The sequence below is a fragment of the Tunturiibacter gelidiferens genome (genome assembly GCF_051013345.1).
In the GTDB taxonomy this organism is placed as follows: Bacteria; Acidobacteriota; Terriglobia; order Terriglobales; family Acidobacteriaceae; genus Edaphobacter; species Edaphobacter gelidiferens_A.
In genome coordinates this window covers 5,854,307-5,878,511 of the sequence record NZ_CP132939.1, presented here as the reverse complement: position 1 = coordinate 5,878,511, position 24,205 = coordinate 5,854,307, and the positions used below count along the sequence as shown (strand labels likewise).

Genomic DNA, 24,205 nt, shown 5'->3' with positions numbered 1-24,205 from the left:
GTCATGATTGACTTCCTTGAAACGCCTTCCATGAAAGACCGCGTCCGGATCAAGAAGGTTGAGACGCTATCCGATGACTGGTACGTGTTGAAGAAGACTACGTTCGAACTGCAACGGAGCGATGGAACCTGGCAACAGCAGAGCAGGGAGACCTACGACCGGGGCAATGGTGCAACGATCCTGCTATATAACCTCGAGCGGCGTACGGTTGTGCTTACGAGGCAGTTTCGCTTTCCTGCATTTGTTAATGGCCACACGGGCTTGCTGATTGAGACGGCGGCGGGGCTTCTGGATATGGCCAGCCCTGAGGACCGGATTAAGGCTGAGGTTGAGGAAGAGACGGGGTATCGCGTCGATCATGTTCGGAAGATCTTTGAGGCCTTTATGAGTCCGGGCTCGGTGACCGAAAAGCTTTACTTTTTCTGGCGGAGTATGACTGCGGGAGCAGGGTGGCGGCCGGCGGCGGCAACTTCCATGAGGGCGAAGACATTGAGGTGCTGGAGCTGTCTATTGAAGACGCAATGGTGGCGATCGAGAGGGGCAATATCGCAGATGGCAAGACGATCATGTTGCTGCAGTATGCCTTTATTCATATGTTCAGTGGCGCAGGACGAGCGATTTCAACTGTTTGCTGAGCGCTGTGACATTTTTCGGCTGAGAGGATTACAATTTCGGGCGCGGTGAAGGTAACGATTTCAGGGAGTGGATGCTATGGCTACGATGACAGCGCTGCAGCCGGGGACCTACGGGTTTCCTGTATCGATCAAGAAGCGGTATGACAATTACATCGGCGGGGAGTGGGTGGCGCCGCTGTCGGGGCAATATTTTGAGAACGTGACGCCGGTGACAGGACAGGTGCTGTGCGAGATTGCTCGCTCGAATGCTGCGGATGTCGATCGGGCGCTGGATGCGGCGCATGCGGCGAAGAAGGCGTGGGGGAAGACTTCGACTACTGAGCGCGGGCGGATGCTGGAGAAGATCGCGCAACGCATCGAGGACAATCTTGAGATGCTGGCGACGGTGGAGACGTGGGACAACGGCAAGCCGATTCGCGAGACGATGGCGGCGGATATGCCTCTGGCGGTTGATCACTTCCGTTATTTTGCCGGAGTGATTCGGGCGCAGGAGGGATCGATCTCGGAGATCGATAAAGATACGATTGCGTACCACTATCATGAGCCGCTGGGTGTGATTGGGCTGATCATTCCATGGAACTTTCCGATTTTGATGGCGACGTGGAAGCTTGCGCCGGCGCTGGCGGCAGGGAACTGCGTGGTGCTGAAGCCGGCAGAGCAGACGCCTATGTCGATTCTTGTTTTGATGGAGTTGATTCAGGATATTTTGCCGCCGGGCGTGGTGAATATCGTCAATGGGTTCGGGCTGGAGGCGGGAAAGCCGCTGGCGTCGAGTAAACGGATTAACAAGATTGCGTTTACGGGTGAGACGACTACCGGCCGGTTGATTATGCAGTATGCGTCGCAGAACATTATTCCGGTGACGCTGGAGCTTGGCGGAAAGAGTCCGAATATCTTCTTCAAGGATGTTGCCAGCGCCGACGATGCGTTTTTCGACAAGGCATTGGAAGGCTTTACGATGTTCGCTTTGAATCAGGGCGAGGTATGTACTTGCCCTTCGCGCGCACTGATTCAGGACACGCTCTATGACAACTTCATGGAGCGTGCCCTGAAGCGCGTGGGTGCGATCAAGCAGGGCAATCCGCTGGATAAGACGACGATGATCGGAGCTCAGGCTTCGAGCGAGCAGATGGAGAAGATTCTTTCTTACTTCGACATCGGCAAGCAGGAGGGTGCGGAGGTGCTGGCGGGCGGGAAGCGCGCTGCGCAGACGGGCGATCTGGCGGAGGGGTTCTATGTTGAACCTACGGTCTTCAAGGGCAATAACAAGATGCGCATCTTCCAGGAGGAGATTTTTGGACCGGTGGTTTCGGTGACGACGTTCCACGACGAGGATGAGGCGCTGGCGCTGGCGAACGACACGTTGTATGGGCTGGGCGCGGGCGTTTGGACAAGGGATATGAATCGGGCTTACCACTTTGGGCGGGCGATTGAGGCGGGACGGGTGTGGACGAACTGCTATCACCTGTATCCGGCACATGCGGCGTTTGGAGGGTATAAGCAGTCGGGCGTCGGGCGAGAGAATCACAAGATGATGCTGGAGCATTATCAGCAGACGAAGAATCAACTGGTGAGCTATAGCCCGAATGCGATGGGATTTTTCTAGAGAGAGGCGTCCTCCGGACGGGCCCACTACGCGTGGGGCGGTCACTTCGTGACTTGTAAACCGCTTCGCCGGGCCTCCCGCTGGTCGGCGGTGAGATTTTGATCTCGACCAACGGGAGGATCTGTGATCTTCGGAGTGGCGCGACCGGTACACTTGTCACGAAGTGACCGCCCTCCGCGCAGGAGGCTCGTCCGGCATGACATGGTGGGAGGAGGCACGGTGAACGAGTTGCCGGAACAGGTTGTGACGACGCCCGCTGCTGAGGAGTTGATGAGCAGGTTGTCGAGCAAACATGGGGAGCTGATGTTTCATCAGTCGGGAGGTTGCTGTGACGGCAGCTCCCCCATGTGCTATCCGCGTGGTGAGTTCCTCGTCGGGGATGGGGATGTGCTGTTGGCGACTCTAGGCGAGACCCCGTTTTATATGAGCGGGAGTCAGTTTGAGTATTGGAAGCATACGCAACTGATCCTGGACGTGGTGCCAGGGCGCGGGGGATGTTTTCTCTGGAGAACGGGGAAGGGGTGCGATTTCTGATCAGGTCGAGAGTGTTCTCAGACACAGAGATCAGCTCGCTCCGAGCTGCGGGGCGGATTTAGATGGCATCTAACGGATGATTTATTTTTTAACGGCGAGACACTTTGCCATGATGGCGGAGTGAAGGCGCTCACGTAGTCCGGGAGAGACTTCGTAGATCTCGTTACCCTTATAGACCTCGATGGTCTGGTGGGTGGTGTTGAGCACTACGCGGCAGTGCTGGCAGCCAGCGGTGTGTTCGCTGATCTCTTCGCGGAGCTCGGTGGTGAGCTGATCGTCGAAGTAGTCGGAAAGATGGCTCAATAGGTCCGTGCAGTTCATGCTGGCTGGCCCTCCTGCTTCTGCCGGAAGTATCGGCTGAGGCGTTCGCGCAGTTGAAGACGCGCACGCAACAATCTGGATTTCACCGCGGGGACGCTCAAGCCGAGTGCCTCCGCAGTCTCTTCCGTGGAGAGATTTTCAACGTCGCGAAGAGTGAAGACGGTCCGAAATCCGGGAGGGAGACCCTGAATAGTCTTGCGGAGGATATCGGCGAGCTCAGCCTGGTTGTACTGCTGCTCGGGATTTGGCCGCCACTCGGCGAAGTCGCGAGGGATGGATCCTTCGTCGGTCTGCACGTCTTCGTCCATGGAGACGGTCTTGTTGGTTTTGCGCTTGCGCAGCCGCATGAGGCTCTCATTGACCGCGATGCGGACGAGCCAGGTCGAGAACTTCGAGTTTCCCTGGAATTGGTCCAGCTTCTCGTAGGCCTTGAGGAATGCGTCCTGCGTGATGTCTTCAGCGTCTTCACGGTTTTGCGTTATATGCTGCGCGACCCGAAAGATCTGGCGCTCATACTGACGAACCAGCTGCTCAAATGCTGCAGTGTCCCCTTGTTTCGCGCGCGCTACAAGCGCTACGTCGGGGTGTACCTCTTCCGTGGCTGGAGATTGGATGGCGGCCATGAGTGAAAAGGTGCGGAAACTCGCCCAATGAAGGAGCGCGGAGATTCAGCATCTACAACATAGTAAATGTCTGTGGGGTAGAGAGCAAAGTTACGGACGGAAGGCAGCTTTGCGGAGAGGGATTTTGTTGCCGGTAGAGCGGTTACCGGATAACACGACCCAGGAGGTTCCTGTTCTCCGGTGTTGCCGAACATTGAGGGCGCGGGTTTAGCCGCGGGCGAACTTGCGACGGAGTGCGCTGGCTGCTCCGACGAGACCGGTCCCGAAGAGGATGATGGTGCTCGGCTCGGGGGTCGGGGTCGGGGTGACGTTGGTGACGACAATGTTGTCATCGTTGTAGTCGAGGTCGGAGCCTGTAAGTGGCCTGAGGCTGGTGACTCCGAGGTCTTCCATCCCGACATAGGTGCCTGCGGGAATTCCGCTGATCCCTCCGGAGTATAGGGTGGAGTAGGCATGGTTGTACCCGTCGTCGTTATAGTTGGCCGGTGAGGCGACACCGAAGTAGTCGACCGAGCTGAAGTATTGGCCGGTGGTCACGTCGTCGAGGACGAAGACCAGGGTGTCGCCGGCGGTGACCGCGAGGGAGACGGAGGAGCCAACCGCAGAGCTGTGGTCGTCGAGAGAGGGAGCGGTCTTTGCGCTGGAGGTCTTATCCCAGAGGATGATCCTGTCGTCGTTGCCTGCGTCCGAGGAGTAGAAGTAGGCGGTTACCTTCCCGGAGGTCGTCGCTGTAAACGTATGATCTGGAGCTAGTTGGCCGACGTTTGCGTAGGAGATTGAATCAGCGAGAAGAGGGATAGAACCAAGAGCAAGGATGGAAGCAAAGGTGATCAGTGCTAAACGCATAGAATTCCTTTAGAACGGGTCTGGAGACCTCTTTCTGGAGTTGAAGAAAGCAATCGTGGGCCCGAAGCGGAACATGCATTTTCCTGCATATTTGCATGTCTATTTGTCTATTCGGCGGGAAGCGTTAATTGTTTACTCTCCGTATGGAAAATGATTGGCAAAGTGGTTACTTTAGATGGCTTCGTGGCCGATAAAAGAACGAGGACGGTCAAGTCGAACTCATTTTATGAAGTATCTGTGGTGGTTCGTGTTCGATTGGTGCTGCGGAGCGGGAGTGGCTCAGCTTAGAGTGGAGATGTGGGTTGGAGAAACAAGCGAACGATGTTGACCATCAGGGGTAAGGTTTGGTCGGCGGTGGTTGCCGCCGCTTTGATGGGGATGAGCGCGCCGTTTTGGGCAGGATTTGCGATGGGGCAGGCGCAGACCGCGGAGCCGAAGACGCCGCAGACTAAGACGCCGCAGACTAAGCAGACTAAGAAGCCACCGCCCAAATCCGACACGCCTTCTGGAAGCGCAGGGAAGTCTTCGGGCTCTAAGACGAAGGGCTCGACCGGTAAGGCGAAGGCCGGATCTTCCAGTAAGGCGAAGGGGAAGAAGGGTAGTACGACTCGGAAGGGTCACGTGGCTTCACGGAAGCCGACGGCGCAGACCATCCACCTGACGAGCGCGTTCAAGGCATCGGAGCAGCTTCGTCCAATGGCGCAGCAGTTGGCGGCCACTCGCTCAGTAGCGGCGTACAGCGGAGTGGAAGCGTATGCGCGGCAGCATCCGGGAGAAGGTGCGGCGGCGGCTTATCTGGCGCTTGGACATGCCGAGTTGATGGACCACCGTTATGACGATGCGGTGCGCAGCTATCGGCAGGCGAATGCGAGCGGCACGGCTCTGGATGATTACGCCGACTATCTGGGCGCGCAGGCCGCGGTGCAGGCGGGGCATGGAGCCGATGCGTACGGTTTGCTGGATCGGTTTGAGGAAAGGCATCCGGAGAGCATCTTCGATGCGAGTGCGCCGGTGTTGCTGGCGAATGCTTATCTTCAACAAAATGATCCGCAGGGCGCCCTGAAGGTTCTGGTGCCTCTGGCAGATTCAGCGCAGGCGTCGCATGTGGATTTTCGCTATGCGCTGGCGCGAGCTTACCAGAACTCCGGCGACACGACCCATGCTGCCGCGATTTACAACAGTATTTATGTTGGATTTCCGCTGAGCGTTGAGGCGGCAGAGGCGCGCACGCAGTTGCAGGCGATGAATGCACCTCCCAGCGCGGCGGAACGGAAGATTCATGCGGACCAGTTGTTCAACGCCAAGCGATATGCCGAGGCTGGTGAGGAGTATCACTCCATCGAGCACGATCGCTCGGGTTTGAGCGCGGCGGACCACGATGCTCTGTTGATCTACGCAGCGGCGTGCGATATGAGGTTGAAGAAGATCAGCCGGCGAGAGGTGGAGAAGCTACCGGACACCAAGGACGACAGCGCGGCGCTGAAGCTGTATCTGCTGGCGGAGTTGTCGCGCACGGAGAACGACCAGGTTGCGCATGACGCTTTGATTGCACAGATGGTCAGGGATTTTCCGACGAGCCGATGGCTGGAGGAGGCACTCTATTCAGGCGGAAATATGTACCTGTTGAAGCATGATCCGCAACAGGCGACTTATCACTACGCGCTGCTGGTGAAGCTGTTCCCGAAGAGCGTGTATGGGCCTTCGGCACACTGGCGGGCGGCGTGGATGAATTATCGGCAGCATAACTATGCCGAAGCTGCTCGCTTGATGGAGGAGCAGATCGAGATGTTTGGCGGAGGAATTGAGATTCCGGGGGCTCTTTACTGGCGCGGACGAATCTACGAGGACGAAGAGAAGGACTTTGGGCAGGCGGTGAACTACTATCGCGCGGTGACGGCCTCTTACGTGAACTCCTACTATGCGGGGCTGGCGAGGCAGCGGTTGAACGTACTGAAGACGCAGGCGGCGAGCGTCGCTCCTGCTGCAGCTTTGAGTGCGGTGCATGTGTCTGCCGTTCCCGACCTGACCGGGGAGTTGCCTGAGAATGAGCCACATCTGATCAAGGCGAGGCTGCTGGCGAATGCTGCGCTGAATGAATATATCGGTCCCGAGATCCAGGCGAGTTCGACCTCGAGCGAATGGGGCGCGCTGGCCCAGGCTGAGATCTACTCGTCGTATGGGGAGACGACGCGGGCGATTCAATCGATGAAGCACAGTGGAATCTCTTTTTTCGCTGCCGCTGGACCAGGTTCCGACGATCTATTGGAAGCTTCTGTTTCCGCAGCCCTACTGGGTGGATTTGACCGCGTACTCGCAGAAGAATGGGTTGGATCCTTTCCTGGTGGCGTCGCTGATTCGGCAAGAGTCCGAGTTCAATGCAGGAGTCGTGAGCCATGCGAATGCCTGGGGGCTGATGCAATTGCTGCCTTCGGTAGGAAAGGCTGCAGCGAAGAAGCAGGGGATCAAACACTTCGATGCGAATATGCTGTTGAACCCGGCGACGAACCTGCAATTGGGAACACTGAATCTGCGGGAGGTGATGGACAGGTTCGGCGGACAGGCTGAGTATGCGCTGGCAGCTTACAACGCGGGGGATGTGCCGGTGCGACAGTGGATGGCGATCGGAGACTACAAAGATATCGCCGAGTTTGTCGAGTCGATTCCTTATACCGAGACACGGGAGTATGTGCAGGCGATTCTGCGGAATCGTGAGATCTATCGCGCGCTCTATTCGGTCCGGTAGAAGAGAACCAGCGAGGCGTCCCCCCAGTGCAAAATTGTGCAAAACGCGGGATTGACAGCGGCGGGAAATCCGTTATGCTTTGCACCAGAAGTAGTGCATAGTGCGATAAGGCACAAAGCCATCCAGGAGGTCTCTTCCGCAGCCTGACAAATCGGTATTGGCGCTAGAACGTGAGTCATGAATCGCAGACAACCGTTGGAAGAAGAGGCAAGCATGGTAGCGGAATTGAACCTACTTGACGTGTGGATCCCGGAACAGATGCAGCCGGGTACGTTGTTTCTGCTGGAGCAGGCGGGCGAACTGGGTAAGGCGGATAACCCTTACTGGGCGGTGCTTGCGTGTCCATCGTGCGGGTCGCTGGGGCTGATCACGAAGCAGCAATGCGCGGGGCTGCAGGCTATGATCTGCGGAGGTTCAGATTGTTCGGCGGAGTATTTTCTTGAGGACCAGACGATTCGGTATCGTTTGGCCAATTAGACGCACCGAAGGTCCTCGACGCAATGAGAGTGCTCGCCGTTGCTGCTCAATTGGTTATTTAGATATTGATCGCTTTCGGTTGTTTTCGATCGGAGATGGCCCGAGTCGGATATTCGGCCACCGTTATTCTGACGGACGCTATTCGTGTCGAAGAGCGACAACGGGGTCCATCCGTGAGGCGCGCACTGCGGGGAGGAGTCCAGAGATGACGCCGACAGCGGCGAGGATTGCGAACGAGACGAGCATGATAGTTGGAGAGGCGCGGAGAAGGATGTCGCCCTCGTGGTTGGCGGTCTTGTAGATGTCGGAGTAGAGCGGCATAGGCGGGATGAGGTATGCGACGATGACGGCTACGATCATTCCGATGAAGCCTGCGAGGAAGGTCAGCGTCAGGCTTTCGAGAAGAAACTGCGTGAGGATGTCTTTTCGGCGTGCTCCGAGAGCTTTGAGCAGGCCGATCTCTCGCGTGCGCTCCGTCACAGAGACGAGCATGATGTTCATGACGCCAACTCCTCCGACGCCGAGGGTCATGGCTCCGATGATGCCGAGGAGAAGATCGAGTGCGGTGCTGAACTGCATGATCTCGGCTGAGTCGGCGACTGTGTCCCAACTGGGGACGGCTTTATCGTCTTTGGGGTCGAAGTGGTGCCGTTGCGCGAGAACGGCGCGCACTGCCTGCAGTGCTTTGAGATGGAGTTCAGGCGCGCTGGGCTGAAAGACGATGCTGTCGGGGTCGCGCTGGTTGCGGAGCAGACGCATCATGTCGAAGGGGACGAAGGCGTTTTCATTGTCGGGCCCGTTGTTGGAGGAGTCCTGGATTTTGTTTTTAGAACGCCTATCACTTGGAAGACGTGTCCTTCGATCTCGACCGACTCGCCTACGGGAGGGTAACCGTTGAAGAGCTTTTGCGCGGCGTGCGGACCGAAGATGACGACCTGGCGATGATCGGTAAAGTCAGCGGCTTCGAAGTAGCGGCCCTGATCGACGTTGAGCCTGCGCATTCCGCCGTAAGGGAAGTCGACTGCTTTGCTCTGGATGTTGACCACCTTCGAGCCGTACTTGAAGCTGAAGCCATCGTCGGTCTCTGAGCTGACGGCTTTGAGGAAGGGGATTGCGTCGCGGACGGCTTCGGTGTCGCCGTCGAGGAACTTTACTTTTTACCGGATCGTTCGCCGCCTGCTTGCATACTGGTTTGTCCGCCCCACACCATGATGACGTTGTCGCCAAGGCCCATGAAGCCGTTGAGGACGCCCTCTCCTAGGCTCTTGCCATAGCTGAGCAGAAGGACGACGGTGACCAGGCCCCAGATGATTCCGAGCATGGTGAGGCCGGAGCGGAGACGGTTTCGGAGGAGCGAATCGAGGCTTTGGCGGATGATCTCACTAAGGTTCATCGCTATTCGGTCCTCAGGCATTCCATGGGGCTAAGATTTGCGGCTCGCAGCGCGGGATACATTCCTGCGAAGACTGTGATCGCTGCAAGGGTGGTGAGTGATGCGGCGATGGCCAGGGGAGAGATTACTGGATGTGGAACGAAGTCCGGAAGTGGAACGTAGCGCATGGCTATGCAGACACCGACTCCGATGGCAAGGCCACCGAAACCGCTTACCAGCGTGATGATTGCGGACTCGACGAGAAATTGGCGCTTGATGTCGATGGCCGTGGCGCCGAGCGCTTTGCGGACACCGATTTCACGAGTGCGTTCGGTGACCGCTACCAGCATGATATTCATGACGCCGATACCACCCAGAGCGAGGGTGAGGAGCGCTACTGCTCCGAAGAAGAACGTCATGACGCTGAAGATGCGCTCGGTAAACTTCGAGCCTTCGAGTGTGTCCAAGATCCACAACGCCTCTTTGTCGTTAGGATCGTAGTGATGGCGCTCCGCGATGATTCTTGTGACCTGGGCTAATGCTTTTTCGTGCATCTCTGGCGACACCGGTTCCACGACGATGTTGTTTACATATCCCCGGATGACGCCGGGGCCTTCGGTGGGTGGGAAGTCCCGGGCCATGGCGGAGTATGTTGTGAAGAGTTGTGTGTTGTCCGGGCCGCTACCGTAGCTGCCATTCTGCTTCTTTTTGGCGAGCACACCGATGACTGTGTATTGGTAGCCGCTAACCATCAGCGGTTGTCCGATGACCGGTTTCCCAGGGAAGAGCTGCCGATTTGCTTCGGCTCCGAGCAGAATGACTCGTGCTCCCTCGGCCTCGTCCTGCTCAGTCATGAGGCGTCCTTGCTCGACGGTGAGGGAGCGGAATCGCTGATACTCCGGCCATACTCCGCGCACGGCTCGGTTGGATGCGTTCCACTGGCTGACCTCAGAGACGCTGCGTCGTAGTTCGGGGCTAACGGTCTTTACCAGCGTGGCCTGCTGCTGGATTGCGATGGCGTCATCGACGGTGAGATGGATGTCGCGACCGGCAGCGTATCCTCCCGCCTGGGCACCGGTCTTGCCGGCGAAGATGATGGCGATGTCGGTGCCGATCGTGCGGAGATGTTCCTTTTGGTCCACGTTGAATCCGATGCCGAGACCGACGAGCAGGATAACCGAGGTGATGCCCCAGACGATGCCGAACATGGTCAGAAAGCTGCGGAGCTTGGTGTCCCAGAGCGCAGATAGGGTTTGCATCAGGATTTCGTTGAATGGCATAGCTGGGACCGACCCCGGATAAGATGCGAACCTCGTCCCGAAGATACGCACAAATGCTCGCTGAGGTTCCGTAACCGAGAATCGTTCGGGAATGCGTTAAGATGGTGCATGCGAGACTTCTCTCTCGCGAGCCCGGATGGTGAAATCGGCAGACACAGCGGACTTAAAATCCGCAGACCCTTATCAGGTCGTGGGGTTCAAGTCCCCTCCGGGCACCATAAACTAATGAATGGACAGCGTAAGCGCCACGAGAGCCAGAACTTTTGCTGCTTGCCAATTTCGGCAACGCGACTCTTAGAAATCGAAGTCCCCATCACGTAAGAATGTGGCGCAAATCAGGCAACCTGGAGTTCCTCTCGGTATTGCTGCGTTGGCTTGTAGTGGGAAGAACTCGCCCTGAAAGGTCATGCCTACGCTGGGTTTGTGCATCGTTTGAGTCGAGGTTGAAACGGCCGCGGCCAAGCTCGATGCGCTCGTGGAATACATAACGGCGCAGGTTGACCTGTAATGATTCTGAGTTTCGCACGGAACACTCTGCGATTCCGCCTCGATTTTGCAGGCCCCTTCAATTTATTCCTTGTTCCCTACTTACCACGTTGTTGTTCCACGGCGGGTCTTTGAAAGTCCATTGCCGTAACAATATACGTAGCCACACCCACTCCATCCGTGCTTCGTTTCGCCCCTCCGCCCATCAGGCCGCATAGATGTCTCGAAAACCCAGAAAATGCGGATTTATCTTTCCAATTTCATGGTTGACTGTTTTTGTTCGCGTGTACTATGCTCATTCCGATTTCGTACAAGACTAAATCTATTCCTTGACAGAGAGCTATCCATCAACAATTAGTTCGGGTCAACAAAAAACTTAAGTGAAAGAGGCCGCACCATGCTTTACACAATGTCCAACCTTCAACTCAAGCGGAGACTCGCTTTACTCCTCTTCCTGACCGTCAGCTTGCTCGGCACAGCTACACATCTAGAGGCGCAGACCACTGCCAGTCTCTCGGGCAACGTCGTCGATACGACCGGAGCTGTCATCCCGGGAGCCACGGTCACTCTCACCAACGCGGCAAGCAGAGACCAACGCGACGTGACTTCGAACTCATCCGGCTATTTCACCTTCGCCGGTGTTGTCCCCGGGACTTATAGCGTGCAGATTGCAGCACCCGGCTTTCGCGGGTTCCGGCAGGATAACGTGACGGTTGATCCGGGAGATGTGCGCAACCTCAACAACCTTAGCCTCTCTATCGGGGGCACAACGGACACGGTCACTGTAGAGAGCGCTGCCAACGAGATCGCTCCTCAGGACTCCGGCGAGCGCTCGGCACTCTTGAGCGCGAAAGACATTGAGCGGCTTCCTATCGAGAGCCGCAACCTCTCTGAGTTACTTAAAATTCTTCCTGGAACCACGACCACCGCTAGCGGCACCGGCAACGGTCCAGGCTTCGACTTCAGTGATAACGGATCTTCAGGCTCGGCGGTTGGAGTAGGACTCAACACCAACGGCGCTCCCTATCGTGGAGGCACCGCCTATCTGCTGGATGGCGCGAGCATCATCGATCCTGGCTGTGCCTGCTGGTCCATCGCAACCGTGAATCCGGATATGACACAGGAGGTTAAGGTTCAGACCTCCAACTTCGGCGCTGATGCGGCACAGGGCCCTGTCGTCATCAATGTGATCAGCCGCTCCGGTTCATCAGAGTTCCACGGACAGGGGTATTTCTACGCGCGTAACAGTGTGCTGAACGCTAATACTTGGCAAGACAAACACAGCACAACTCCAACGGCGCGACCGGAAGCCTCTTACTACTATCCGGGCGGAAGCGTGGGGGCCCCATCCTGATTCCTCACACCAACTTCAATCACAGCCGCAAACTGCTTTTCTGGGCTGGGTTCGAAGATTTTCGTCAGACTCTGCCAGCGGCCTCACCCTTAACCTCCTATGTGCCGACTGCGGCCATGCGCGCCGGCAACTTCAGCCTCAGCGACCCGGACAACGCCGCACTCTGTGCAACAAGCACAGGAAACGATTTCTGCCAGTCATTGAACGGCGGATCCGCTCCGGATGGAACGAAGCTGAGCGGCACGCAGATTCCTACGCAGTATCTCGATCCAGGTGCGCTGGCGTTACTGAAGCTCTTCCCTCAGCCCAATACGAATCCCTCGAGCAACGGCAGCGGCTACAACTACTTTCTGCAGACGACCAATGTTCACAATGGATATATCTATCGCGGCCGTGTGGACTACAACCTCAGCGACAAAAACAAGTTGTTTGTGAGCTACCAATATGGCAGCGACTCCGAGACCAGCCTCGCGCATATCTATTACACCCCTTCCAATGCGATCGCCTATCCTGGTGGTCCGCTCGTAAGCGCTGTTCACTCTCACGTGTTGAGCGGCAGCTACATTCATGTGTTTAATTCCGCGGCGACCAACGAAATACGCGTCGCCGTGGGCTGGCTCGACAACCCGTTCTCCGCCAGCAATCTGAAGGCGATGGAGATCTCTGCTCTCGGTTATCCCTACGGCACCGTTTACAACAACGCTTCGCAGCTTGTGCCGTCAATCAACTCGCCGGGAGCCCGTACGCTGCCCGACATCTCTCAGCCGGACCTGTTTGGAAATGGCGGAGTCTACAACACCAACAAGAAGGCCCCGTCTGTTGCCGATGACGTGACGCTCGTGTACAGAACTCATACTTTTAAGATGGGTGGGTATTGGAGTAGGTCAGGTAACAAGCAGGAGACATACGGCTCTCCCAACGGCTCGCTCTCGTTTGCAAGTGGCGCAAAGACCGATCAGGTTACAGGCCTGACCATTGGCACGGTCAATCCGCTGGCAAACTTTCTGATGGGCATCACCAGCGGTTTCACGCAGAATAATAGTAATCCCACCGACGACATGGCCTATACCACCGGAGCCGGCTACTTCCTGGATAACTGGAAGACGACCCGCCACCTGACTCTCAACCTCGGACTTCGCCTCGAACACCTCGGTCGATGGCAGGACAATACCGGTAATGGCCTTGCAGTGTGGGAGCCGAATCGCTACGCTGCGGACGTCGGCGCAGGTAAGGTCTACCCAGGTGTCTATTGGCATGCGGTCGATGGGTCCGTCCCTAACGGAGGATCTCCCGTTCAGACGATCTTCTTCGAGCCTCGCCTCGGACTCGCCTACGACGTCAGAGGTAACGGTGAGACTGTTGTGCGCGGCGGGTGGGCGGCTTATCGCTGGAACGATCAGTACAACGACTATGCTGGTCCGCTTCAGACCTCACTTGGGGTCAAAACGTACAATTCCAGCAATAGCGATGCAATTACTCTCAAGGAGATCGCAGCTCTCGGGTCAAACTCCGCATCGCTCGGTTCTTTGCCTTCGAGCGTATACGCGACAGACCAGGCTGACGATAAGGTGGGCGTGACCTATGCTTACAACCTGACTATCTCGCAGCGCATTCCCCGCAATATGCTGCTTGAGGTCGCTTATGTTGGTAACCAAACCCAGAACATTCTGATGGGTGGACAGAGCAATGGTTCCGGAGTAGGCGGCGCAAACTTCGTCAACCAGAACAAGATTCCTCTCGGAGGACTCTTCAAAGCAGATCCGGTCACTGGAGCTCCTGCTCCGGTCGATCCCGAGAACGTTCCCAACATCGTGGACTACTTTCCGTATTACAAGGGCTACGGAACAAACGCAATCTCGGTGAACACACACTCTGGTTACGCGAACTATAACGGTGCGCAGGTCAGTCTGCTTCGCCAGACGGGCCGTGCAACTTTCAATGTTAACTACACCTACTCGAAGTCGCTCGGCATCGTCGGGAGCACACTCGATGCATTCAACGTCGCCAATAACTACGGCGTCCTGAACATCGATCGTCCACACGTCATTAATACTTCCTACGCGTTCGATCTGGGCTCGCCCATTCATGGTCATCTCTTCGCGGGTGGATTTGTGAACGGTTGGACGCTCTCCGGGACTACTACTTGGCAGTCGGGTGGCAACTTGCAGGCAAACACAAGCCAGAACCTTGGTTTGACGATCGAGAACACCACACTTGGCCACACCGTAGGATCATCCACTTTCTACGGGACACCATTCAACAGCGTGCTTCCCGTCACCATCTGCAATCCCACAGCAGGCCTCAAGAGCAATCAGCACGTCAACCTCGATTGCTTCACCGCGCCGCAGATAGGGCAGGTCGGAGACCGTCAAGCTCCGTATCTCAGTGGACCGTCGTTCTTCGATACGGACCTCGGCATCTACAAGAGTTTTCACATCACCGAACATCAGGCGCTGCAGATTCGCGGATCGGCGTTCAACTTCCTCAACCACCCCTACCCGGTTACAGTACCTCGGATCTGGTGACGTTGAAGCTGCAGACTCCCAATAACAGCTCCTTCGCGTCGCAGGTGTCTAATGTCGACCGAGGTATCACTGACGCGAAGTACACACAACGCACCTTGTTGCTCGCAATCAAATACAACTTCTAACGGAGTGCTCTTTGGTTGCACCACTGGACGACGGGCTCTGTCGCCACCTGCCCTGGCGGCAGGGCTCGTATCATGTTCCGCTTTAGTTCCTCCGCAAATCACACAGAACGATTGGGAGTAGCGCTGTCATGTACTGGTTCAACCGATCCTTCCTTATTGTGTCTGCTCTCGCTGTCGTCTTCTTCTCGCAGCTTTTGTCGGCGCAACAGACCTATCGCTTTCAGGACACCCGCCTCCCTGTCGAAGAGCGCATCACTGACCTGCTCTCGCACATGACGCTTGAGGAGAAGGTGCAAGCGCTCAGCACGAACCCAACCATTCCTCGGCTCGGCGTCGTCGGAACCCAGCACGTCGAAGGGCTGCATGGGCTCGCCCTTGGAGGTCCTGCCGGATGGGAGGGCAAGAACCTGCCCGTCATTCCCACGACACAGTTTCCTCAGTCGCGGGGACTCGGCCAGACGTGGGACCCAGCGCTCATCCAGAAGGCTGCCGCGGCTGAAGGCTATGAAACTCGCTATGCCTATGGCAAATACCATCGCGGCGGTATGGTCGTTCGCGCACCCAACGCCGACCTTAGCCGCGATCCTCGCTGGGGTCGCAGTGAAGAGTCTTACGGCGAAGACCCATTCCTTGTTGGAACGATGGCCACCGCTTTTACTCGTGGCCTGCAGGGCGACGATCCGCACGTCTGGCTCACTTCCTCTCTCCTCAAGCACTTCCTCGCCAACAGCAACGAAGACGGCCGCGACGGCTCCTCCTCGAACTTCGACGAGCGCCTCTTCCGCGAGTACTACTCTGTACCGTTCCGTATGGCCATCCAACTAGGTGGCGCCAACGCCATGATGACGGCCTACAACGGATGGAACGGTGTGCCGATGATCGAGAATCCGGTGCTTCGCTCAACGGTCATCAAGGAGTGGGGCTTCGACGGCATCATTTGCACCGACGGCGGGGCTCTCACCAATCTTGTCACCCATCATCACGCCTTCAAAACCATGTCTGAGGCCGCTGCCGCCGCGATTCACGCGGGTATCAACCAGTTCCTTGATGACTACCGTCAGCCTGTCATGGACGCGCTCAAACAAAACCTCATCACCGAGAAGGAGATCGACGCCAACATCCGCGGCGTCTTTCGCGTCATGCTGCGACTGGGCATGCTGGACCCTGCAGAACAAATTCCCTATGCCAAAATCGGCACAGTCGATCAGGTAAAGGGGGATCCATGGAACTGGCCCGAACGACAGGGTCTCGTACGTCAGGTCACCGATGAGTCCATCGTGCTTTTGAAGAACGAAAACAACATCCTTCCCCTTCGTGCCGACAACGCAAAGAGCATCGCAGTCATCGGCCCACTCGCCGACCGCGTAGCGCTTGGTTGGTACAGCGGTACTCCCCCTTTGTCGTGACGCCGCTCGGTGGAATCCGCGCACGCGCTGGATCTTCCTCCTCCGTCACCTTCTCCAAAGGCGATGATGCAAATGAAGCCGCCGCTCTCGCCGCCAAAGCAGATGTGGCCATCGTAATCGTGGGCAACCACCCAACCTGTGACGCAGGCTGGTTCAAGTGCGTGCTACCGAGCGAGGGCAAAGAAGCGATTGACCGCAAAAGCCTCACGTTGGAGCAGGAAGAGCTCGTCAAGTCCGTCTACTCCGCGAATCCTAAGACCGTCGTTGTCCTGCAAACAAGCTTCCCTTACACAACCAACTGGACCCAGGAGCATATACCAGCGATCGTCCAGATGACTCACAACAGCGAAGAGCAGGGGACCGCCCTCGCCGACGTGCTCTTCGGTGACTACAACCCAGCGGGACGTCTAACCCAGACATGGGTCAGCTCCATCGATCAGCTTCCTCCCATGATGGACTACGATCTTCGCCACGGACGTACTTACCTTTATCTGAAGCAGAAACCTCTGTATGCCTTCGGTTTCGGTCTCAGTTATACGACCTTCGCCTATTCGAATCTGCGAGTCAGCACATCCAGCGTCGCGCCGAACGGCGACTTGACCATCACCGCCGACATACGCAACACAGGCGCGCGAGATGGTGACGAAGTCGTTCAACTCTACGTCGCCTATCCTCACTCCGCCGTCTCGCGTCCCATCGAAGAGCTGAAAGGCTTCGAACGCACACACCTTCTCGCTGGTGAATCCAAAACCGTCACTCTTCGCCTGCCCGCGCAATCGCTCGGCTATTGGGACGAGACACAACACGCCTTTGTTGTTGAACCCGGCCCCATCGAACTTCGAATTGGTGCGAGCTCGGACGATATCAAGCTAAGCAAAACCGTGAACGTCGCCCGTTAGTTACGGACCCACTGGTAGATACTGAACGAAGAAGAGAAAATTATGTACAGGCACCTTCGCCCCGCTATCCACTTCATTCCGCTCTCTTGTCTTTGCGCGCTCATAGCCACTCCGGCTATTCGCGCCCAGCAGCTTTCGCTCTCTCGTGATAGTGCTACCGTGCTCGTCGAGCCTTACGCGCCAAATATCGTTCGTGTCTCCATTAGCCTGCGACGCGAGGATGCGCTCGCTGCACCGGGATATGGCATCGTAGCGACGCCAGTTCTTGCGGGATGGACGACCGGTAGCGATACATCAGGTGACACCTTGCGTTCCAACCGCCTTGTCGTCACGGTCTCACCCCAGGGGCCAAAGTGGGTTCCCACCGGAACCAGCGCCGACATAGCGAAGTTTTTCAACGGCTCTACTACAGGCGTCGGCCTCTCCATCAAAAGCCCCGATAATGCTGACCTCGTTCGCATGCAGGGCTGGCAGATGTCGGTCCCCAACCACAAGGATGGCAACGCCGACATCCTATACGACCGCCGCCCCACTGACGCACCCTTCTTCCAGGTCGGGGCCAGCTTTGCTTCTCCTCCTGATGAACACTACTATGGCCTGGGTCAGAATCAGGAAGGCTACCTCGACCATCGCAACCATGTACTCCGTTGTGCTCATGACTACAACGCACCCTCTGGCCAAACTGTATGTGTACCATTCATAGTTACAAATAAAGGTTATGGCATTCTTTGGGACAATCCATCCGCTACTACCGTTGCCTTTGGATTCAACGATCAGGTGCGTTGGACGTCAGACGTCGGCCAGCGAGTATCTTTTTTCGTCATTGCCGGTACAACCTACGATGAGATCTACGCCGGTTATCGTCTGCTGACGGGCTCAACCCCTATGCTCCCAAAATCGGCATACGGATACATTCAAAGTAAGCAGCGCTACACGAGCCAAGCAGAACTCCTCGGTGTGGCGCACGGATATCGCGAACGCCACTACCCGATCGACGACCTCGTCATCGACTGGTTTCACTACACCATCATGGGTCAGATGGACATGGATCCCGCTAAGTGGCCAGACCCGACGGCGATGAACAAAGAACTGCACGCCATGAACTTCCACACCATGATCAGTATCTGGCCACGCTTTGTCCCCGAGGGCCGTTACTACAACACAGTGCTAAAGAACGGATGGTTCGAGCACCTCGCCGACGGTACACCCACCAACGGACTGCCTTACGACCGCGCAGGATCAGACATCGACACCACCAATCCGGATGCCGCGAAGTGGTACTGGAGCGTCGTCAAAGAGAACTATGTCAGCAAAGGGTTCGACGCCTTCTGGGCCGACGAGACCGAGCCAGATCTTCCTCCTAATGGAAGCTACTTCCACATCGGCCCTGGCACGCAATTCTTCAACACGTACCCTCTCTTCCACACTGCGGCCTTCTACAAAGGCTTTCGCGAAAACCTTCCGACTCGCGCACTCATCCTCGCTCGCGACGCCTATCTCGGCGCGCAGCATAACGGCGCCATTTTCTGGTCCTCCGACATTAGCGGAAATTGGGACACCTTGAAACGTCAGGTTCCAACCGGCATCAACTTTGTGGCATCGGGTACACCCTACTGGAGCACAGACATCGGCGGCTGGCAGTATCTTCCCTCGCACCACACTCCGCTGCACACTCCGCTCATCGACCCTTCTGAGGCACGCGGAAACGTCGGCCACTACGATGACTATCCCGAGCTCTACGTGCGCTGGTTCGAGTACGGAGCCTTTCAGCCAAACTTCCGCAGCCACGGAAGTCGCGCCCAGAATGAGGTGTGGTCCTACGGCAGGCAGGCCGAGCCAATTCTCGTGAAGTATCTCCGCCTTCGCTATCAGCTCATGCCGTACATTTACAGCCTTGGCCACATGACCAACCAGACTGGCGCTCCTTTCATGCGCGGTCTGTTCATGGACTTCGGAAGCGACCCCAAGGTCTCCAACATCGGCGACGAATACATGTTCGGCCCCGCCCTCCTTGTTGCTCCAGTCACAGAACAGGGAAGCACGTCACGCGAGGTTTACCTGCCCGCTGGAACCGACTGGTACAACTTCTGGACGAACGCGAAAGCGCATGGTGGACAGACCATCACTGTCGATGCTCCTATCGACACGATTCCTCTCTTCGTTCGTGCCGGGTCGATCATTCCTCTCGGCAGCGCTGTTGAAAACACCAACGAAGACCAGAAGATCGATCGCATTCGCGTCTATCCTGGCGCCGACGGCGACTTCGACCTCTATCGGGACGATGGCAACACCTACAACTATGAGAAGGGCCAGTTCCAAATCACGCATCTCCACTGGTCCAACGCTACAGGCAAGCTAACCCACAGCGGTCCAGACGCATGGAGTGCGCCCGACGCCTCGATCCTCGAGGTAGAAAACTGATAGATAGATTCGCACCTTCTGAGTCACTCGAACGCGCTCTAGCCAACCGTTCGCAGCAACCCGTCGAGAACCTTCTTCGCTCCAGCCCTCATCTGCAACTCCCTCACAACCGATCCGTAGCGGACTCTGACGACCCCATGGCGCTTTGACTTTAGCCTCAACTCAGTCATCCGCCTAGCCTTCCATGTCACTCCAACGGTTACTCCTCCCATTGCCCGTAGCCCGTCGACCCGCCCCTCGGGCAATGCGGAGGGCAATGCAGGTAGCACGCGAACTTCATTCGGGCGGCTATCGAGCAACATCTCCGCAATCGCTGCGGTAGCGCCAAAGTTGCCATCGATCTGGAACGGCGGATGCGAATCCCACAAATTCGGAAAGCTTCCGGCCGAGCTCTGTTTAATCGGATCGACGGGATTCCAGAGGTTTCGTAGCAAGGCATACGCACGGTCCCCGTCTCCGAGCCGCGCCCACAGCAACATCTTGTAAGCAAGCGACCAACCCGTTGCGGCATCGCCTCTTACCTCCAGCGACTGTCGCGCAGCCCCAGCCAACTTCGGAGTTGTTTCAGGATCGATCTCTCCTCCGGGATACACAGCCCACAGATGCGAAACATGACGGTGATGTGGATCAACCTCACGATATGGTTCAAGCCACTCCATCACGCGGCCGTCGCCGCCAATCTGGATCGGAGCAAGCTGCGCCCGCGTTTGGATCAGCCTCGCTCGCAGGTCTCCGTCCAGGCCAATCTTCGCCTCCGCCTCTGCCGTCGCGTCAAACAGATAACGCAAATTCTCCTCGTCGATCGCAGGTCCCATGCACACGCTGGCCTTCCGTCCATCGGGCATGTAAAAGGTGTTCTCCGGCGAATTGGAGGGCGCGGTGACAAACCATCCATGCTTCGGCTCCTCGACCAGCATCGACAGATAAAACTCCGAAGCGCTCTTCATCACGGGATACATGCGCCGTAAAAACTCCACGTCGCCCGTGTAGAGATAGTGCTCCCATATGTGTTGGCACAGCCACGCCGAACCGATAATAGTCGAACCCCACGAAGCCTCTTCTCCGGGTGATGTGAAGCCCCACGCATTCGTCATCACATGTGCGACCCATCCATCGGCGCCGTAGTAGCTCCGTGCGGTATGTCCGCCGGGCACCTGCAGACCTTCCATCAGAGCAAACAGCGGATCCGTAAGATCTCCTAGCCCCGTCGGCTCCGCAGGCCAATAGTTCATCTGAACATTGACGTTCAGGTGCCAGTCGCCCTTCCACGCAGGATGAATCCCCTCTGCCCAAAGCCCTTGAAGATTTGCCGGCAAGCCACCGGGACGAGACGACGAAATCAACAGGTAGCGCCCGAATTGAAAGTCGAGCGCCGCCAACCCAGGATCGTCCGCTCCCTTATGAGCCGCCGCTAAGCGGTCCGCGGCCGTGCGCCGCTCCAGCCCTGCGTCGCCGCCTCCCATCGCAAGCGATACTCGGCGGAAGTAGCTGCGATAGTCTGCCTGGTGGCGGGCCAGCAACGACGCATAAGGCCGCTGTGCTGCTGCGCGCATGTCCTGCAAAGCGGCGGCCTCGGCGTCATTGCTGCGACGGCCCGCGAAACCCCTATAGTTAGTTGCCGCGGTCACCAGCAACGTAATCTCGTCAGCGCGAGAGATCAAAAGAGAATCGCCATCGACCGGTTTTATCTTGCCACCACGATTGAACGCTCGCACACGGGTGGCATACCGAAGACCAGTTATGTCGTACGCGCCCGAATCTAGCGCGCCGGTCATCACCAAGCCATCGTTACCGTGGGCCTTCGTCTGGAAACGCTCCACTCTGCCGAGACGAACGCGCAACGATAGCGAACGTGATCGGCTCGCGCTCAAGTGCACCACAATCACCTGATCCGGGGCGCTTGTGAACACTTCGCGTGTATAGCGTAATCCATTTGCAACGAAACTCGTCGTTGCCACGGCCCCGTCGAGATCAAGCCATCTGCGATATTCGCTGGCGTTCGCGTCCTTCAACTCGTCAAACGAGAGCAGCAGCTTTCCCAGCTCCTCGTACGAACCATAGCGAGGATCGCCGCTCCCTGCATCAGCCGATGTAAAGCTCTTATTTACCAGCGTCTCGGCGGCCACATTGTCACCTGCAAGCAGAAGCCTTCGAATCTCTGGAAGCTCCCTGGCAGCGTCGGTGCGATCCGAGTCGTGGGGTGAGCCGGACCACATTGAACTCTCATTCAAATCCACTCGCTCCTCGGAGACGCCGCCATACATCGTCGCTCCTAGCCGCCCATTGCCCGTTGGCATGGCCTCTTCGAAGACGCGCGCCGGGGCGGGAAGCGCACCAGCAGGTCCCCGGAAGGCACGAAGCTCTGGGCGGCAAGCATTGAACTAAAGCCTAACAACAACGTGAGCGCGCCACATCGTTCCGCCTTCGCGAAGCCAGACAAAGCGATCCTCCTACTTACTACCGGCCGATTCCTGAAGCACCACAACGCCAAACCGCGGAAGTGAAACGCTTGTTGTGTGCCCACCCTTGAGCACATCGTGCATTGTATGCGGCAGCTTGATGGCGCGCATCTCTGATCCGTAGTTCGTCAGAATGACAACCCGCGTCTTTTCGTTCGACCGTATCGCCACATCCACGTCTGCCGGAATCTCAGGCAATACCGTTGCGACGCCGCTCTCCTTGAGCATCCACTCCGCAGCACGTTTCATCGCAGCTGCATCAAGCCCCGTACCAATGTATGTAATCGTTCCTCGCCCGACTTTCCGTGTCACAGCCGCGGGTTGTCCGTCCAACCAGCCGTTGCTCTTTCCGTAACGCATCAGAACCTGGGTAGCCTGATCCGTTACGCCAAGCTGTTCGGCCCAGGTCGTATCCTGCGCATCCCCCCACACGCCGCTTACCGGCACAGGTTGATCCAGTGCGTAAAACTGCTCAACTTTCGCTCCCAGCAATGCGGCGAATGGACCCGGCTGCCGCTCTGGAAAGAGACTATTGTCTTCGTCCTTCATGGCACTCCGCTGCCCCAGCACGAGATTGCCACCCATACGAACGTAAGTCTCCAAATTCTTTGCAGCCTCCGGTGTCAGTACGTTCAACGCCGGAGCCACGACCAGCTTGTACTGCGTCAGAGGGGCTGTATCCGCAACCACGTCCACCGAACCAGCAAGTTTATGCAGAGGAGTGTAGTAACTCAACAGAGCATCGACAGGATCGAATGCCTTATTGTGCCTCTGCCAATTGACGGCCCATCGACTTGAGTAGTCTTGCAGCACCGCAACCTGCGACCTCACGGTCGTTCCGGCGAGCACTGGAGCGGCCTTCTCAAACTCCGCCCCAATCTGCTTCACCTCGTCGTATAGGGGGACGGGCGTTCCATCGGCTCCAACCAGCGTACCGTGGTACTGCTCCTGTCCGTTCAGCGCGCTCCGCCACTGCCAGTACTGGACTGCCTCCGAGCCGTGTCCAATCGCATTCCACGCCATAGCCCGCACTTCGCCCTTGTCGAGCGCATTGTTGTCCGTCTGCCAGTTCACAAAGCCCGGCTGGGTTTCCATCACCCAGAAATTCTTCCGCAATAATCCTCGGGTCAAATCGTGGGTAGCGCCATTGCGAACTGGATCCAGATGTCCGGTCCCTACGTAGTCGTCCCACGAGGCAAAGTCCAGATCCTGCGCCACGGTGTAGTGATCGTATGCGTCGAACCATCCCATCATGTTCGTCGTGATCATCTGTCGAGGGTCAGCATGCGCACGAATCGCATCCAACTGATTCTTCTGATAACTCCGCCATGTATCGGAGACGAACTCCTTCCAGTTGAGCATCAGGCCTGGGTTGCCCCCATGTTCGGCGATCGGAATCTGGCTCCAGTCCTGGTAGGTCTCACTCCAATAAGCGGTAGTCCACCGCGCATTTAGATTCTCAAGCGTTCCATACTTGGCGCGAAGCCAGCTTTGAAACTGCGCTTGCGTGGTTGCCCCGTAGCTCTCATTGGCATATTCGTTATCAATCTGCCAGCCGATCACGTTGGGGTCATGGCCGAAGGTTTCCGCCATCTTTTCGGCGACTGTCCGGCTCAGCTCACGATACTTTGGATCGCTCCAGTCGAACTGTTGGCGATTTCCATGCCCGTCCTTCCTGCCGTTTTCCATGGTGCGCAGGGTCTCCGGATACTTCTGTGTAAGCCACGCTGGCGGCGCGGCGGATGGTGTGCCCATTACAACCGCGATGTGATGCCGTTCCGCCGCACGCACTGCATGTTGCAACCACTCCAAATGAAATTCGCTCTCGTGAGGCTCGATGGTGCTCCACGCAAACTCACCAACACGCACAAAATTTACATGCGCCTGTTCCATGAGCGTGAGGTCCGCATCCCATCGGCTCTGCGGCCACTGCTCGGGATACCACGCCGCTCCGAGCCCCAATGCGGGGCGTCGTGAATCTGTCGGCAACGGAACCTGCGAAAGAGCAGGGACAGCCGAGATCAACAGAACAAATGCAGATCGTGTAACCCAACGCCGGAAAATCATCGAAACTCCTTCACTGCAGGACCACA

The 24,205-nt window shown here is 57.1% G+C and carries 18 protein-coding genes, 1 tRNA gene and 3 pseudogenes; 12 read left to right on the top strand and 10 right to left on the bottom strand.

Going from position 1 to position 24,205, the window contains the following annotated elements; genetic code table 11:
* Positions 1–3 precede the first annotated feature (3 nt).
* From RBB80_RS29700 to RBB80_RS29685, 4 genes and pseudogenes are all read left to right on the top strand, one after another.
* Positions 4–414: pseudogene (locus tag RBB80_RS29700) on the top strand (hypothetical protein); the annotation flags it as partial.
* Between the two features lie 35 nt (positions 415–449).
* Positions 450–635 (top strand): hypothetical protein, encoded by a 186-nt coding sequence (locus tag RBB80_RS29695; protein ID WP_433970110.1) that lies wholly within the window; start codon positions 450–452, stop codon positions 633–635.
* 76 nt (positions 636–711) lie between these two features.
* Positions 712–2,241 (top strand): aldehyde dehydrogenase, encoded by a 1,530-nt coding sequence (gene adh / locus RBB80_RS29690; protein WP_433965750.1) that lies wholly within the window; start codon positions 712–714, stop codon positions 2,239–2,241.
* Between the two features lie 219 nt (positions 2,242–2,460).
* A complete protein-coding gene (locus tag RBB80_RS29685) occupies positions 2,461–2,775 on the top strand; it encodes a DUF779 domain-containing protein (protein WP_433965749.1) in 315 nt (104 codons plus the stop codon).
* A gap of 81 nt (positions 2,776–2,856) precedes the next feature.
* Here RBB80_RS29685 and RBB80_RS29680 read toward each other — a convergent pair whose 3' ends face one another.
* The 3 genes from RBB80_RS29680 to RBB80_RS29670 form a co-directional block, all read right to left on the bottom strand.
* A complete protein-coding gene (locus RBB80_RS29680) occupies positions 2,857–3,096 on the bottom strand; it encodes an anti-sigma factor family protein (protein WP_183762834.1) in 240 nt (79 codons plus the stop codon).
* On the bottom strand, positions 3,093–3,719 hold the full coding sequence (locus RBB80_RS29675; RefSeq protein ID WP_433965748.1) for an RNA polymerase sigma factor: 627 nt from the start codon (positions 3,717–3,719) through the stop codon (positions 3,093–3,095). Before RBB80_RS29675 ends, RBB80_RS29680 begins: the two co-directional genes overlap by 4 nt.
* Positions 3,720–3,926: 207 nt before the next feature.
* Positions 3,927–4,565: a PEP-CTERM sorting domain-containing protein gene (locus tag RBB80_RS29670; protein WP_433965747.1), complete on the bottom strand. Its 639-nt coding sequence runs from the start codon at positions 4,563–4,565 to the stop codon at positions 3,927–3,929.
* A 2,215-nt stretch (positions 4,566–6,780) separates the two neighbouring features.
* Here RBB80_RS29670 and RBB80_RS29665 point away from each other — a divergent pair.
* Positions 6,781–7,308 (top strand): lytic transglycosylase domain-containing protein, encoded by a 528-nt coding sequence (locus tag RBB80_RS29665; protein ID WP_433965746.1) that lies wholly within the window; start codon positions 6,781–6,783, stop codon positions 7,306–7,308.
* A gap of 213 nt (positions 7,309–7,521) precedes the next feature.
* Positions 7,522–7,785 carry a hypothetical protein gene (locus tag RBB80_RS29660; protein ID WP_183787614.1) on the top strand — a complete coding sequence of 88 codons (264 nt, stop codon included), beginning with the start codon at positions 7,522–7,524 and terminating at the stop codon, positions 7,783–7,785.
* Between the two features lie 138 nt (positions 7,786–7,923).
* Here RBB80_RS29660 and RBB80_RS29655 read toward each other — a convergent pair whose 3' ends face one another.
* The 4 genes from RBB80_RS29655 to RBB80_RS29640 are packed head-to-tail and all read right to left on the bottom strand — an operon-like array spanning position 7,924 to position 10,416.
* Positions 7,924–8,547, bottom strand: a complete 624-nt coding sequence (locus RBB80_RS29655; protein ID WP_433965745.1) for an ABC transporter permease — start codon at positions 8,545–8,547, stop codon at positions 7,924–7,926.
* Positions 8,544–8,897: an ABC transporter permease gene (locus tag RBB80_RS29650; protein WP_433969957.1), complete on the bottom strand. Its 354-nt coding sequence runs from the start codon at positions 8,895–8,897 to the stop codon at positions 8,544–8,546. The genes RBB80_RS29655 and RBB80_RS29650 overlap by 4 nt, the downstream gene beginning before the upstream one ends.
* Before the next feature lie 38 nt (positions 8,898–8,935).
* Positions 8,936–9,178, bottom strand: coding sequence for an ABC transporter permease (locus RBB80_RS29645; protein WP_433965744.1), 243 nt, complete (start codon positions 9,176–9,178; stop codon positions 8,936–8,938).
* A gap of 2 nt (positions 9,179–9,180) precedes the next feature.
* The gene (locus tag RBB80_RS29640) at positions 9,181–10,416 is read right to left on the bottom strand and encodes an ABC transporter permease (protein WP_433965743.1); all 1,236 of its coding nucleotides are present in this window, start codon (positions 10,414–10,416) and stop codon (positions 9,181–9,183) included.
* A 151-nt stretch (positions 10,417–10,567) separates the two neighbouring features.
* Between RBB80_RS29640 and RBB80_RS29635 the strand changes: the two genes are divergently transcribed.
* The 6 genes and pseudogenes from RBB80_RS29635 to RBB80_RS29610 all read left to right on the top strand — a co-directional run bounded on the left by RBB80_RS29635 (position 10,568) and on the right by RBB80_RS29610 (position 19,653).
* Positions 10,568–10,655 (top strand) — tRNA-Leu (locus tag RBB80_RS29635).
* Positions 10,656–11,320: 665 nt separating this feature from the next.
* Positions 11,321–12,277 (top strand): carboxypeptidase regulatory-like domain-containing protein, encoded by a 957-nt coding sequence (locus tag RBB80_RS29630; RefSeq protein WP_433965742.1) that lies wholly within the window; start codon positions 11,321–11,323, stop codon positions 12,275–12,277.
* The gene (locus RBB80_RS29625; RefSeq protein ID WP_433965741.1) at positions 12,190–14,802 is read left to right on the top strand and encodes a hypothetical protein; all 2,613 of its coding nucleotides are present in this window, start codon (positions 12,190–12,192) and stop codon (positions 14,800–14,802) included. Before RBB80_RS29630 ends, RBB80_RS29625 begins: the two co-directional genes overlap by 88 nt.
* 253 nt (positions 14,803–15,055) lie before the next feature.
* Positions 15,056–16,809 (top strand): annotated as a pseudogene (locus RBB80_RS29620) (glycoside hydrolase family 3 protein); the annotation flags it as partial.
* Positions 16,783–17,232: a fibronectin type III-like domain-contianing protein gene (locus RBB80_RS29615; protein ID WP_433969955.1), complete on the top strand. Its 450-nt coding sequence runs from the start codon at positions 16,783–16,785 to the stop codon at positions 17,230–17,232. The pseudogene RBB80_RS29620 and the gene RBB80_RS29615, both read left to right, overlap by 27 nt.
* 42 nt (positions 17,233–17,274) lie before the next feature.
* The gene (locus tag RBB80_RS29610) at positions 17,275–19,653 is read left to right on the top strand and encodes a TIM-barrel domain-containing protein (protein WP_433965740.1); all 2,379 of its coding nucleotides are present in this window, start codon (positions 17,275–17,277) and stop codon (positions 19,651–19,653) included.
* A 38-nt stretch (positions 19,654–19,691) separates the two neighbouring features.
* On the opposite strand, the gene RBB80_RS29605 is transcribed toward RBB80_RS29610, so the two are convergent.
* The 3 genes and pseudogenes from RBB80_RS29605 to RBB80_RS29595 form a co-directional block, all read right to left on the bottom strand.
* Positions 19,692–19,955 carry a glycoside hydrolase family 95-like protein gene (locus RBB80_RS29605; RefSeq protein WP_433969953.1) on the bottom strand — a complete coding sequence of 88 codons (264 nt, stop codon included), beginning with the start codon at positions 19,953–19,955 and terminating at the stop codon, positions 19,692–19,694.
* A 6-nt stretch (positions 19,956–19,961) separates the two neighbouring features.
* Positions 19,962–21,965, bottom strand: a pseudogene (locus RBB80_RS29600) (glycosyl hydrolase family 95 catalytic domain-containing protein); the annotation flags it as partial.
* Positions 21,966–22,103: 138 nt separating this feature from the next.
* Positions 22,104–24,179 (bottom strand): beta-galactosidase, encoded by a 2,076-nt coding sequence (locus RBB80_RS29595; RefSeq protein ID WP_433965739.1) that lies wholly within the window; start codon positions 24,177–24,179, stop codon positions 22,104–22,106.
* Positions 24,180–24,205: the final 26 nt, after the last annotated feature.